10 protein-coding genes are annotated in these 13,191 nt (G+C 61.4%); 8 read left to right on the top strand and 2 right to left on the bottom strand.

Features of this window, described 5'->3' with window-relative positions; all coding sequences use genetic code 11:
* Nucleotides 1–133: 133 nt before the first annotated feature.
* The 5 genes from X728_RS150030 (at nucleotide 134) to X728_RS150050 (ending at nucleotide 6,730) form a co-directional block, all read left to right on the top strand.
* Entirely contained in the window at nucleotides 134–2,029 is a 1,896-nt protein-coding gene (locus X728_RS150030; protein ID WP_023831902.1) for an ABC transporter ATP-binding protein, read from the top strand.
* Nucleotides 2,026–3,924, top strand: coding sequence for an ABC transporter substrate-binding protein (locus tag X728_RS150035; RefSeq protein WP_023740137.1), 1,899 nt, complete (start codon nucleotides 2,026–2,028; stop codon nucleotides 3,922–3,924). Before X728_RS150030 ends, X728_RS150035 begins: the two co-directional genes overlap by 4 nt.
* A gap of 2 nt (nucleotides 3,925–3,926) precedes the next feature.
* Nucleotides 3,927–4,925: an ABC transporter permease gene (locus X728_RS150040; RefSeq protein WP_023672136.1), complete on the top strand. Its 999-nt coding sequence runs from the start codon at nucleotides 3,927–3,929 to the stop codon at nucleotides 4,923–4,925.
* Complete coding sequence (locus tag X728_RS150045) at nucleotides 4,922–6,103, top strand: ABC transporter permease (protein ID WP_023702557.1); 1,182 nt, start codon at nucleotides 4,922–4,924, stop codon at nucleotides 6,101–6,103. Before X728_RS150040 ends, X728_RS150045 begins: the two co-directional genes overlap by 4 nt.
* A 147-nt stretch (nucleotides 6,104–6,250) precedes the next feature.
* Nucleotides 6,251–6,730, top strand: coding sequence for a class I SAM-dependent methyltransferase (locus X728_RS150050; RefSeq protein ID WP_023831901.1), 480 nt, complete (start codon nucleotides 6,251–6,253; stop codon nucleotides 6,728–6,730).
* A gap of 15 nt (nucleotides 6,731–6,745) precedes the next feature.
* Here the strand turns inward: X728_RS150050 and X728_RS150055 are convergent, their stop codons facing one another.
* Nucleotides 6,746–8,161, bottom strand: a complete 1,416-nt coding sequence (locus X728_RS150055; RefSeq protein WP_023685078.1) for an adenylate/guanylate cyclase domain-containing protein — start codon at nucleotides 8,159–8,161, stop codon at nucleotides 6,746–6,748.
* Nucleotides 8,162–8,462: 301 nt separating this feature from the next.
* Here X728_RS150055 and X728_RS150060 point away from each other — a divergent pair, with 301 nt between their 5' ends.
* The 3 genes from X728_RS150060 to X728_RS150070 all read left to right on the top strand — a co-directional run bounded on the left by X728_RS150060 (nucleotide 8,463) and on the right by X728_RS150070 (nucleotide 11,312).
* Entirely contained in the window at nucleotides 8,463–9,284 is an 822-nt protein-coding gene (locus X728_RS150060; protein WP_023831900.1) for a hypothetical protein, read from the top strand.
* 136 nt (nucleotides 9,285–9,420) lie between these two features.
* A complete protein-coding gene (locus X728_RS150065) occupies nucleotides 9,421–9,939 on the top strand; it encodes a GNAT family N-acetyltransferase (protein ID WP_023672131.1) in 519 nt (172 codons plus the stop codon).
* Complete coding sequence (locus X728_RS150070; RefSeq protein WP_031195611.1) at nucleotides 9,939–11,312, top strand: hypothetical protein; 1,374 nt, start codon at nucleotides 9,939–9,941, stop codon at nucleotides 11,310–11,312. The genes X728_RS150065 and X728_RS150070 overlap by 1 nt, the downstream gene beginning before the upstream one ends.
* 20 nt (nucleotides 11,313–11,332) lie before the next feature.
* Here the strand turns inward: X728_RS150070 and X728_RS150075 are convergent, their stop codons facing one another.
* Entirely contained in the window at nucleotides 11,333–13,096 is a 1,764-nt protein-coding gene (locus X728_RS150075; RefSeq protein WP_023831899.1) for an adenylate/guanylate cyclase domain-containing protein, read from the bottom strand.
* Nucleotides 13,097–13,191 lie beyond the last annotated feature (95 nt).

Below are 13,191 nucleotides of genomic sequence, written 5' to 3'. Positions count from 1 at the left end.
GACGCCCTGGTATGCTGTCCGGCCGCCGGTCGCCGGGGAATTCGTTTCGAATCCAAGTTGCTCTGCGCTGACAATGCGCTAGTCTTGCTTTTTGGGGCCGGTCGGGAGGCGCCAGATTGGGGCTGGTGTGGGAATGGATGCAGGCGTTGATCTGCTGCGGATCGAGGATGTTGGCATCTCTTTTGCCATTGTCGGGGGACCGTTGCATGCCGTCAGGCGGGCAAATCTTCGCGTCCTGCCCGGCAAGGTCACCGCGCTTGTCGGTGAGTCCGGTTCCGGAAAATCGGTTCTCAGCCAGGCCGTGATGGGCATCTTGCCGAACACGGCCCATGTTCGCGGCCGTATCCTGTTTTCCGATCCCAAAAAGCCCGGCACGACGCAGGATATCCTGCAGATGCCGCGAGACGGACCCGAAATCCGGGCGTTGAGAGGCAGCCGCATCGGCAAGATCTTTCAGGAGCCGATGACATCGCTGTCGCCGCTGCACACGATCGGCAACCAGGTCAGCGAATCCCTGCAGATTCATACGCACATGGACCGGACGGAGCGCAAGGCACGGACCGAGGAAATGCTCGGCCTCGTCGGGTTTCCCAATCCCAAGCGCGCCTACGACATGTATCCGTTCGAACTTTCGGGAGGATTGCGGCAACGCGCCATGATCGCCATGGCGCTTATCTGCCGGCCCGCTCTGTTGATCGCCGATGAGCCGACAACGGCGTTGGACGTCACCATCCAGGCGCAAATCCTGCAATTGCTTCGTGGACTCCAGACCAAGCTCAACATGGCAATGCTGCTGATCACACACGACCTCGGCGTGGTTGCCAATGTCGCCGACGAGGTGGTGGTCATGTACCATGGCGAGATCATGGAAGCGGGCCCTGTGGAGGCAATATTCCGCCGGCCAGGCCACCCTTACCTGAAGGGCCTGATGGCAGCCGTCCCGCATTTCGACCTGAAACCTGGCGAAAGGCTGAAGGCGCTCCGCGAGGTGCCGGTGAATGTCGGGACCCTGCTGGGCAAGCAGACGGCGCCGGAAGCGAAGGGGCCGGACGACATTCTGCTGTCGGTCAGGGATCTGAAAAAGGTCTACACCATCCGCAACTCCGGATGGTTCAGCGGGAGCCATCAAACCTCTGTTCGCGCCGTGGACGGCGTGAGCTTCGACATCAGGCGGGGTGAGTGCCTGGGCCTGGTTGGCGAAAGCGGCTGCGGCAAAACCACCGTCAGCAAGATCCTGATGCGGGCCGTCACCCCTACCGGCGGCTCCGTGATCTTCAACGGCCGCGACGGACCGATCGACGTCCTGGAAGCAGAGGGAGACGCCCTGCGCTTGCTGCGGGCGAAACTCCAAATGGTCTTCCAGGATCCGGTTTCGTCGCTTTCGCCTCGCATGACAGTGGAAAACATCTTGAGCGAGCCGCTGGAAATCCATCAACGTGGCAATGCCGCGTCCCGGCTAGCCACAGTCAAGAGCCTGATGCAGGCAATCGGGCTCGATCCGCGCTTCATCCAGCGTTATCCCCACAGCTTCTCCGGCGGGCAGCGTCAGCGTATCGGCATTGCGCGCGCGTTGGCGCTGGGGCCTGAGCTGCTGATCTGCGACGAGCCGGTTTCGGCGCTCGATGTCTCCGTGCAGGCGCAGATCCTGAACCTTCTGAAGGACCTGCAGAAGGAACTGGGCCTGACCTACCTGTTCATATCCCACAATCTTGCGGTGGTGGACTACATGGCGGACCGCATCGCTGTGATGTGCGGCGGGCGTATCGTCGAGCTTGCACCGCGCGAAATTCTGCTCAGGAAACCGATCCACCCCTACACGCGCTCACTGCTCGCCGCAGTCCCCTTCCCCGATCTCGACCGGCCGATGGATTTCAAGATGCTGAACCTCGGCGGCGCTTCCGACACCAGCGCATGGGGACCGCAATTCCACGACGAGGGTGAGGAGGATACGCTGTCGCCGATCGATCTTGGCGGCGGCCACCTCGTGCTGGCCCGACGTTCGGCCGATATCAGCGAGCTACGCCATTGATCAGTCGTCGCACCGTCCTTGGACTGATGGCTTCGGCACTTCTGCCGGGCACGGCGCGTGCCGGAGATCTGGAGCCGGATTTTCTTCAGCCGCAGCTGACGGCCAAGGCGTTGCCGGCACTCGCTGAGCGCTTGCCCAAGAGCCCGCGCGCGTTGAACCTCGCTGCGATGGGCCGGCAGCCCGGCCAGTATGGCGGCACGCTGCGTACGATCATCGGCAGCCAGAAAGATATCCGGATGATGACGATCTACGGGTATTCCCGGCTGGTCGGTTATGACGAAAAACTTAACTTGCATGCCGACATTCTCGAAAGTTTCGACGTAGCGGATGATCGCATCTTCACTTTCAAGATACGGGAAGGCCATAAATGGTCCGACGGCAGCCTGCTGACGCCGGAGGATTTTCGCTATTGCTGGGAAGATGTCTGGCTGAACGATGAGCTTTCGCAAGGGGGGCTCGCCCCGACCCTGCTGGCGGACGGCCAGCCGCCGCGCTTCGAGATCGTCGATCCGCTGACGGTGCGCTACAGTTGGGACGCGCCCAATCCCGACTTCCTGCCCAAGCTCGCTGCTGCCGCGCCGATATCGCTCGTTCTGCCGGCCGCCTATCTCAAGCAGTTCCACAAGAAATACCAGGATCCATTCCGGCTCGCCGGCCTGATGAAGGAGAACCGGGCCAAGAAATGGACGCTCCTGCATATCCGCATGTCGCGGCAGTATCGCCCAGAGAACCCGGAATTGCCGACGCTCGATCCCTGGCGGAACCGGACCAAGCCGCCAGCCGAGCAGTTTATCTTCGAGCGCAACCCGTTCTTTCATCGAATAGACGAGAATGGCCGGCAACTGCCCTATGTCGACCAGATCATCATGAATGTCAGCTCGTCGGCGATCATCTCGGCCAAGACCGGTGCGGGGGAGAGCGACCTGCAATGCATGGGAATTGACTTCAGCGATTACTCGTTCCTGAAGGATGCGGAGAAGCGCTACCCGGTGAAGATGCATCTATGGAAACGCACTCAGGGCTCGCGGCTGGCGCTGCTGCCCAATCTGAATTGTGCCGACCCGGTGTGGCGTGCCCTTTTGAGAGACGTGCGCGTGCGCCGCGCACTTTCGCTTGCTGTAGACAGGCGTGAGATCAACATGGCCGTGTTCTATGGATTGGCGCAGGAAAGTGCCGATACGGTGTTGCCGGAGAGCCCGCTCTACCGGCCGGAATACGCGAAAGCCTGGATCGCCCATGATCCCGACAAGGCCAATGCCCTGCTAGACGAGGTCGGGCTTCAGGCACGTGACGATGACGGCGTGCGGATGCTTCCGGATGGACGCTCTGCGCAGATCATCGTGGAAACGGCCGGCGAAAGCACGCTGGAAACCGACGCGCTCGAACTTATCACCGATCACTGGCGCAAGATCGGCATCGCTTTGTTCATCCGGACTTCGCAGCGCGACATCTTCCGCAGCCGCGCGCTTGGCGGCCAGATCATGATGTCGATGTGGTCGGGCATCGACAATGGCGTGCCGACCGCCGACATGAATCCGTACCAACTGGCCCCCACCATCGACGACCAATTGCAGTGGCCGCTCTGGGGTGCTCACTATCTGTCCCATGGCAAGATGGGTGAGGCGCCCGATCTTCCTGAAGTGGTCGAGTTGATGGCTTTGCTCAAGCGATGGAACGGATCGACCGAAGCCAGCGAGCGCGCCGAAATCTGGAACTCTATGCTGTCGATCTACACCGATCAGGTGTTTTCAATAGGCACGGTGAACGCAACGCATCAGCCGATTCTGGTATCCTCGCGGCTGCGCAACCTGCCTGACAAGGCACTTTTCGGCTATGACCCGACCTCCTATTTCGGTGTCTACATGCCGGACACATTCTGGCTTGGAGGCTCCTGAGCGTGCTTCGATATCTTGTCTGGCGCATCGCCGTGATGGTTCCAACGCTGCTGGTCATATCGGCGCTGGTGTTCACCATCATCGAACTTCCGCCGGGCGACTATTTCGACAGCTATGTCGCTGAGCTCCGGGCCCAGGGCGAAGCGGTGGATTCCGACCGCATCCAGATGATGCGCAAGGAATATGGTTTCGACCAGCCGCCGGTCATTCGCTACTTCTACTGGGTTGGCGGGATGCTGCACGGCGATTTCGGCTATTCCTTCGAATATGAGCTGCCGGTTCGCGACGTCGTGGGCGACCGAATGTGGCTGACCGTGCTGGTTTCCTTCGTCACGATCATCTTCACCTGGCTCATCGCCTTTCCGATCGGCATGTACTCCGCCACGCATCAATACAGCTGGGGCGACTACGGCCTGACTTTCTTCGGCCTTCTCGGCCTTGCCATTCCGAATTTCATGCTGGCGCTGATCCTGATGTATTTCGCCAACATCTGGTTCGGCACGTCCATCGGCCACCTCATGGACCAGCAATATCTCGGCGAGCCGATGAGCTGGGCCAAGGCGAAGTCGATCCTCGCCCATCTCTGGATCCCGGTCCTGATCATCGGCACCGGAGGCACGGCGAGCATGATCCGGCGGCTGCGCGCCAATCTGCTCGACGAACTGCACAAGCAATATGTCGTGACGGCGCGCGCCAAAGGCCTTCATCCGTTCAAGGCGCTGGTCAAATATCCGCTGCGCATGGCACTCAACTTCTTCATTTCCGACATCGGCTCGATCCTGCCGGCCATCATTTCCGGCGCCGAAATCACGGCTATCGTTCTGTCATTGGAAACGACCGGGCCGATGCTGATCAAGGCGCTGCAAAGCCAGGATATGTATCTGGCTGGGTCATTCCTGATGTTCCTCGCCTTCCTTACGGTCATTGGCGTGCTGATTTCCGACCTGGCGCTGGCGCTGCTTGATCCACGAATTCGTTTGCAGGGTGGCAGCACCAAATGAAGCAGGACTCGCCGCTGCCCGCTCCGGGTGCTCCACTGCAACACTACATTTCCGGCGCGCCCTTCGACCTGCAGTCGGTCGAGGCGATGACGCCGGAGCAATCGAAGGTCTTTCAGGCATCGCAGTTGCGGCTGATGTGGTGGAAATTCCGCAAACACCGGCTTGCGCTTATATCCGGCATATTCCTGGCAGTGCTGTATTCCGGGATACTTATCTGCGAGTTCCTGGCGCCCTACAATCTGCACTCGCGCAACATGGACTACATCTATGCGCCGCCGCAGCACGTGCACCTGTTCCACAATGGCGAGTTCGTCGGGCCGTTCGTCTATGGCCGCCAGATGACGCTGGATATGGACACGCTCAAGCGGAACTACATCGAGAACCACGACGACGTTCAGCGGCTCCGTTTCTTCTGCCAGGGCGACACTTATCGGTTCTGGGGCCTGATCGAAGGTGACAGGCATTTTGTCTGTCCTGCCGAAAACGGGCAGCTGTTTCTGGCCGGCACCGACAGGCTGGGGCGCGACGTGCTCTCGCGCATGATCTATGGCGCACGCATTTCACTGACTATCGGCCTCGTCGGCATCAGTTTCAGCTTCCTGCTCGGCATCGTCATCGGCGGGCTGGCCGGCTATCACGGCGGTATCTTCGACCTGATCGTCCAACGGATAATCGAAGTCCTGCAATCGATTCCCAGCATTCCGCTATGGCTGGCCCTGGCGGCGATCATGCCGATAACCTGGAGTCCGATCCTGATCTATTTCGGCATCACCGTCATCCTCGGGCTGCTCGACTGGACCGGACTGGCGCGGGCCGTGCGTTCAAAGCTTCTGGCCTTGCGCGAGGAGGATTACGTTCTGGCCGCGCAGTTGATGGGCGCCGGGAGCAGCCGCATCATCAGGCGGCATCTCATTCCCGGCTTCATGTCGCATCTGATCGCGACGGCGACGCTCTCCATCCCTGGCATGATCCTGGGCGAAACGGCGCTGAGCTTCCTCGGGCTCGGCCTGAGGGCGCCGATAACCAGCTGGGGCATCCTGCTCACCGAGGCGCGCAGCGTCAGCGTGATCGCGTTCTATCCATGGCTGCTTTTGCCGATGCTGCCGGTCATCCTCGTCATCATGGCGTTCAACTTCCTCGGCGACGGCTTGCGGGACGCCGCAGACCCCTACAAGTGATATCGCTGTTCCACCGCGCGGCCTGCCGAACACTCCACCCGGTATGACGCTTGTCGGCGGCCGGTTGCGTTATTGCAGGGTTCGTCGTTCGCCTTTATATGCAGCAAGCCTCGATCGGGGCTGCTGGTTCAGGACACACAATCGCATATGAGTCGCCTCGATAATTTCATCAGCAGGATGACCGCGCAGCGCGACATTCTCAATCGAATCTGCCCCGAGGTGGCGAAGATGGAGGGGCTTGTGCTTGAACTCGGCCTCGGCAATGGCCGGACATTCCACCATCTGCGCGAGCTTCTGCCCGGGCGCCGGATCGTGGTGTTCGACCGCGAAGTTGGCGCGCACACTAGCTCAATTCCCGAAGCTGAAAACCTCGTGCTCGGCGAAATACGCGAGACGGGCCGCAAGTTCATTGGCATCGAAGCCGCCCTTGTTCATGCCGACATTGGCACCGGCTATGACGATCGCGATGCAGTGACCGCTACCTGGCTTCCCGATCTGATTGCGAGCCTGCTTCGCGTCGGCGGCTTCGCGGTCAGTGGCACGCCGCTCGATCACCCGCTGCTGCAACAGCTCCCGGCGCCCACTTCGGAGCCCGCCGACCGTTATTTCCTCTGCAGGCGCGTGTGAGCGGCAGAGAACTCTTCAGGGGATCGTATAAACCGCAATCTCCCGCTCGATGCCGCGCAGCGAGACCTCGTGCGGCACGGGCGTCAGCGCGTTCCTGTGCAACAGATCGGCGGTGAGATTATCGTCGACCACCGCACGCGTGGCGAAGATCGCCTGTGCGTTGGCGAGGTTCTGGACCCGCGAAGCAATGTTGACCGTCTGGCCGAAATAATCCTGCCGCTCGTTCATGGACACGGCTATGCAGGGGCCGGCGTGAACACCGATCTTGAGCAGAAGGTCCTCGCGCCCGCTTTTGTCATTTAGGGCCCGCATGGCGTCGCGCATCCGCAGCGCCGCGGCAATCGCACGGTCAGGCGTCGCGAAGGTCGCCATCACCGCATCGCCGATCGTCTTCACAACCGCGCCTGCCTCCGCCGCGACGATCTCGTGCAGAACCTGGAAGTGCTCGCGCACGAGATCGAACGCTGAAAGATCGCCCACCCGCTCGTAAAGCTCGGTCGATCCGCGCAGATCGGTGAACAGGAAGGTCAGGCTGGTGATCTTCAGGCGCTGGTTGATGTCGAGCGTATCCGTGCGATAGAGATCCCGGAACGTCTGGTTGGTGAGCAGGCGCTTGGCGGTCACGAAGGGCCGGCGCTTGCCCAGGAAATCATGCAATACCGGGCAGGCGATGAAGACCGTCGGCAGCACGCGCGTGTCGGTCCTGTTTTCCAGCGAAATGCGCAACGGGCCGGGCTGCATCTCCAGCGTCTGGCTCTGGACATGGTCGCGGTCGAAGGCCAGAGAGAGGTTTCGCCGCTCTTTTGCCGGTTCGCCCTTCGCGTCGATGAACTGGGCCGAATGCGTGACCGGCTCGAAGACGATGATAAATTGGGGCGGAAGCTGGATGTGCAGAACCGCCTTTTCACCGGGCGCAAGCTCAATATCTTCCAGCGAGAACGCTTCCATCTTTTCCGCCAGATCCTCGTCCGGCAGATCGGCCCCGGACGCCCAGTAGATCTGGCGGTAATATTCCACCAACGGCAGTTCGTGTGGATTGTGGGCGGCAATCCTGCGCACACGGGGACTGACGGTGAATGTCACCTCGACCATCTCGTCGAGTGTCGGCGAATAGCCCTGGGAGCACAGCGCGCAGGTGTATTCGTCCTTCTGCATGGTTTTCAGCGTGGCGTTGGTGTCGAGCACGCCGCCACAGCCGGGGCACAGAACATTCCAGGAAATGTCGAAGATGCCCACCCGCGCCGCATGGAGAAAGGCGCTTATGGTGCGTTCCTCGTCGAGGCCATGCTTGCTGGCGAAGGCCAGCGCATTGATGCGGCAAAGTTCGCGGTCCTTGCCCTCGGCGATGGTTTGCCGGATTGCGTCGATTGCCTGCGGATCGACATCGGTCGATTGCCGCAGAAGCGAGAACAGATCCTGAGCTTCGGTCATCGTGCAGGCTCCGGAAATTGCGCCGTTAGGGCATGATGCCGAAAAGTGTGAAGCGGTTTTCGGACGACATCATGCTCTATTTCCTGATTTAGAGGCGGATTCAGATTTCAGGTCGGACAGACCTGAAATCATCCGGCTCTAGGCGTGTTGGCCGGACCGATCTTCGACCCGAACGCTCCATCATACTGCGAAATGGACCGTACGGCCATTCGAATGGACAAGCCTGGTGACAGGTCAATTTCCATTTGTTGAATTCCAAACTATGATAGCCCATGGGGCATTCATCTCTGGGGTTTTCTCCATGCCGACACGCGACAACCCGCCGTTTCCGGCGGCCCTGCGCCTTTTCTCGGCGGGGGTCATCATCGTCCTGATCGTCGGGGCCGGCCTGTTTTTCGCGCCCGCGCTGGTCAAGCCGCGCTGGCCCTGGGCCGTCACGCCGTTCAATGCCCGCTTCCTCGGCGGCTTCTACACCGCCGAAATGGCAGTGATGGCGGCGCTGCTGGTCTGGAATCGCTGGTCGCCCGGCAGGCTCGTGCTGGTCATGGCCTTCATCTTCACCGTCATCGTGTCGGCGGCTTCGTTCATCAACCTTGGCTATTTCAACTTCGAGCGCAAAGCCCCCTGGCTATGGTTTCTGGTCTATCTTGCGTCGGCCGCTGTATCCGCGCTGTTCCTGTGGCGGGCAAGGGCCCGCCCTTCTGCAAAAGGCGTGATCTTAAACCCCGCATGGCGCGCCTACCTACCGGTGGAAATGACGATCCTCGGGGTCTACGGCGTCGGCCTGTTGCTGTTTCCCCTGACATTCGGTGGCTTCTGGCCATGGCCGATCGATGCCTTCCACGCCCAGGTCTACAGTGCCATCTTCCTCGCGGGTGCAGGCGGCACCTATCTCCTCTGGAGAAGTGCGCCGCGTGAGGAATTGCTGGTGCTCGGCCTGGCGCAGTTTCTGGTTGGCCTGCTTGCCGTTCTTGGCCTCGTCATCACCGACGCCGCCGTGCACCGGATCGACTGGACGGCGGCCGGGACATTGTGCTGGCTTGCCCTTTTCGGCTGGATCGGCATCAGCGGTATCCTCAAATTCTACGCCGCCCCCCGGCATTTTGCCGCGCAATCGGCATAGGTCGCAGAGACGGCTGGATTTTCAGGTGACGTCCGGTGCATCGTGCCGGGCATATTGCCTCTGTCCTTTGTTCTGACGCAATTCCGGACGGAAAACCGCTCACACTTTTCCTGGAATTGCTGTAGCCGGAAAAGCCATGACCAGCACGCCACCCCTAGAGAAAATCCAGCCGCAGCTCCGGGCCGTCCGGCCAAGCGATGCCGAGGCGCTTTGCGCTATCTTCAATATGCCGGGCTTCCGCTGGGGCACACTCAGGATGCCATTCGAGATGGTGGAGCAGGTGGAGCGGCGCATCGCCAAGTCCGGCCCGGAAACCACCTGGATCGTTGCCGAGTCGGACGGCAAGGTTGTCGGCCATGGCAGCCTGGTCGCGCAGGGTTCGCCGCGCCGCTCGCATATCGGCGAGATCAATATCGGCCTTGACGATGGTTTTGTCGGCAGAGGCATCGGCTCTGCCATCCTAGGCGCGCTGCTTGACGTGGCCGACAATTGGCGCGCCCTTAAGCGGGTCGAGTTGACTGTCTATGCCGACAACGAACCGGCCATCCGTCTCTACACAAGCCATGGCTTCGAGGTCGAAGGCCGGCATGTGAAGGCCGGTTTTACCGACGGGCAGTACCACGACCTCCTGAGCATGGCCCGGCTGCGGTTCTGATGACCACCGTCCCTGCCCTTGCCCCTCCGGTGGACATTTTGGCCGTGCTGTCGCTGCTCTGCCCGGAGGTCGTGCGTGACATCGAGCAGAACTGGAATGCACCGGTTTCCGATTATGCCCGCCATCTGTGGCGGCCGGTGGCAAGGCCTGGATCGGCCCCGTCGATTGCTGCCCGCTCGATCCTGCGCGACGTCCTGCAGCAGCGCCTCGGTGCGATCATGCAGCCTGAAGCGATCGGCAAGGCCCTCAACGAATTCGACCACAGACCGGTTATCCAGTCCGGCCTGCACTGCCTGCTTCTGATGGATCGCATCACCTTCGATGCCCTGCTGCTTGCCTGGCTCGGCGCGGTCGAAAACAGGCTGTCGGCTTTTTTCGGCTTCATGGGAACGACCATGACCATGGAGACAACCGGCCGGGAGGGGCCGGGATGGCTCGATGTCGGCGACGACAAGGTCAATTTGTTTGGCATGGGGCGCCACAAACTGTGCCGCAAAAGCGCCTGCGCGGCCGGTCCCGTCGCCCTCAACGGGCGCGCGCTCGAAACGGTGGGCAATGAGACGGATGCCAGAAGCTGGCTGGGCACGCTGCTTGCCAGCCAGGACAAGGTGTTTGCAACCGCCGCCGATGCGCTGACAGAACTCAACGAGGATCTGGTCGCCGATTGGGATCGTTCCGGCATGGCTCGGCCGGTTTTCATCGATGATAGGCTGGCCGCGACTGTCGTGTCGCGGCATCTGGAAGATGAAGGCAGCCTTCTTTCCAGGCTGCTCCTCGAGCCCGCAAGGCGCCGGCGTCTCGACCATGCCTTGCAAGAAGCCGCATCGGGCCCATTTGGCAGGTTCCTGCCCAATGCCACGGACTATTTCTGGGGCATCCGCGAGCAGCGCGTGCGCAAGCTCGTCCTCGAGAACGGGCGGCTGATCGAGCCTGACAGGCCGCATGGTCTTTCCATCCCGTTCGAGCGGCCGCATCTCCAGCAGGCACTGCTGGACGGCCTGCTTTTGCCGGACTTGTTCCTGATGTTCCTTGCCCTTGCCATATTGCCGCGCGTGCGGGTTGTGGGCGGCCTGAGACAGATTGGCTATGTCGCGCTTTTCCACTCGATCCTGCTGGCTGCGCTTGATGAAAACGCGCCAGAAGAGCGCGATCTGGCCGCCGAGCTGCAGGTTCGGGAAAATGCCTGGGGCATGCGGGTCATCGATGAAAAGATCTCGGTCCGCGAGCAGCTTGCCGGACTGCCGGAAGGGGCGCTGTTCCCGGACCTGCTGCGGCAATACCGGTTGCGGACATTTGCCGAGACGACCGATGACCTGAAACCGGTTCGCGAAAACGCCCGATGGCGCAAGATCGGCCGGGCCTCGGGCCTCTGATCCGGCCGGGCTTTAGCCCGTCATTGCACCACGCCGGCCTTGCGGAGCCCCTCGACCATGAGTTCGAAATCGGCAGGGTTCTTGTAAGGCAAGACCTTGCGACGGTGTTCCAGCGAATAGGCGGGATTGACGCGAAGCAGGTCCTGCCATGCCGTATGGGCCTCCTCCAAACGGCCCAGATGGCCGTAGCATGCGGCCAGAAGCGCACGCGAGACGTCGGTGACAGCGTTGCGAGCCAGCCGTTGCAGCAAGAGGTCGACGGCCTCTTCGTACCTTCCCAGTTGAAACGATGCCAAAGCCTGGAAGTGCAGAAGCACATCCGGAAAGTATGGATTCAAGGTCTTTCCCCGGGCGAAACTCTCTAGCGCCTCCGCGGGTCTACCCGAATAATACAGCGCCTCGCCGCGGGCGACGTGCGCTTCGGCGAAGTTCGGATTGAGAGCTATCGCGCGCTCGACCTCGCCGATGGCCTCATCGTGCCGTCGTGTGTAAAGCTTGGCCGATGCCAGCGCCCAGTGCGCCCAGGGATTGCTGTCATCCAGCGTTACCGCTCGCGTTGCTGCCTCTTCCGCTTGCGCCATCGAGTCCGACGCACCCCACCTGTTGAGGTAATCGAGCCCGTGCGTGAGGGCTAGGAAAGCGTGGGCAGAGGCAAATTTCGGGTCCAGTTCGATGGCCCGCTGCAAGAGCTCGCGGGCCGCGACGTTCGTGTCCTTCGTCAGCCGGTGCCACAGCTCCCGGCCCCGCAGGAAACAGTCATACGCCTCCGGATTGCGCTGGTGTTCGGGCGCCAGCCGCAGACGGTCATCGTCGGTCAGATTGAGCGCCAGCGCACCGACGATGTGCTGCGTCACGTCATCCTGCACGGCGAATATGTCGGTCAGATCGCGATCGAACCGCTCCGCCCAAAGATGGCCGCCTGAAATTGCATCGATGAGCTGCGCGGTGATGCGTACCTTGTTCCCCGACTTGCGTACGCTGCCTTCAAGGACATAGCGCACGCCGAGCTTCGTGCCGACATCCTGCACATGGACGTTCTGGCCCTTGAAGATGAACGACGAATTGCGAGCGATGACGAAGAGCTGTGACAGTTTGGACAGCGCCGTGATGATGTCTTCGGAGATGCCGTCGGCGAAGTAGTCCTGTTCGGCATCACCGCTCATATTGGCGAACGGCAGCACGGCGATCGACAGTTTCGGCGGCGCTGCCGCAGCCGGAGGGCTCGTCGGGGTTTGCGAGGTCACGGCCACCTTGGCCCCGGCGCCGACCTGCAGCGAATACACCCGGATCGGCTCGGCGATGTTCTTGAGCTGTGTGCTGCCGAGATCGCTGACCGAGAGGTCAAGCCTGGCCTTGACCTGGCGATAGGCATCCTCGGACAGGCAGATGGCGCCGGGCGCCGCAACGCCCTCCAGACGCGAGGCGATGTTGACGCCGTCACCCATCAGGTCGCCATCGCTCTCTTCGACCACGTCGCCCAGATGGATGCCTATCCTGAACTCGATGCGGCGCTCCTGCGGTACGCCGGCATTGCGCTCAACCATACCGTTTTGAATCTCAACGGCGCAGCGCACGGCATCGACCACACTGCGAAACTCAACCAGTGCCCCATCTCCGGTACGCTTGATAACCCGCCCGTGGTGCACTGCAATGATCGGATCGATCAGGTCGCTGCGCAGTGCCCGCAACCGCGCCAAGGTACGATCTTCGTCCGCGCTCGCGAGCCGGCTGTATCCGACCACATCTGCAGCCAGGATTGCGGCCAGCTTACGGTTCTCGCTCATGGGTCGCCTCCTCATCTCCATCATAGCAGGAAGACGGCGGGACGAGGAAATTTTCGCAAATCACGGCCACGCAGCCGCCCGTATCGGCAGTGCTC

The sequence above is a fragment of the Mesorhizobium sp. L103C119B0 genome (assembly GCF_000502235.1).
Taxonomy (GTDB): Bacteria; Pseudomonadota; Alphaproteobacteria; order Rhizobiales; family Rhizobiaceae; genus Mesorhizobium.
This window is presented reverse-complemented; position numbering and strand designations above follow the sequence as displayed.

Bases quoted from the DNA above. Each gene is read 5' to 3' on its own strand.
- X728_RS150060 (WP_023831900.1), top strand. From the start codon at position 8,463: ATGCCGACACGCGACAACCCGCCGTTTCCGGCGGCCCTGCGCCTTTTC.
- X728_RS150045 (WP_023702557.1), top strand. From the start codon at position 4,922: ATGAAGCAGGACTCGCCGCTGCCCGCTCCGGGTGCTCCACTGCAACAC.
- X728_RS150050 (WP_023831901.1), top strand. From the start codon at position 6,251: ATGAGTCGCCTCGATAATTTCATCAGCAGGATGACCGCGCAGCGCGAC.
- X728_RS150075 (WP_023831899.1), bottom strand. From the start codon at position 13,096: ATGAGCGAGAACCGTAAGCTGGCCGCAATCCTGGCTGCAGATGTGGTC.
- X728_RS150030 (WP_023831902.1), top strand. From the start codon at position 134: ATGGATGCAGGCGTTGATCTGCTGCGGATCGAGGATGTTGGCATCTCT.
- X728_RS150070 (WP_031195611.1), top strand. From the start codon at position 9,939: ATGACCACCGTCCCTGCCCTTGCCCCTCCGGTGGACATTTTGGCCGTG.
- X728_RS150055 (WP_023685078.1), bottom strand. From the start codon at position 8,161: ATGACCGAAGCTCAGGATCTGTTCTCGCTTCTGCGGCAATCGACCGAT.
- X728_RS150065 (WP_023672131.1), top strand. From the start codon at position 9,421: ATGACCAGCACGCCACCCCTAGAGAAAATCCAGCCGCAGCTCCGGGCC.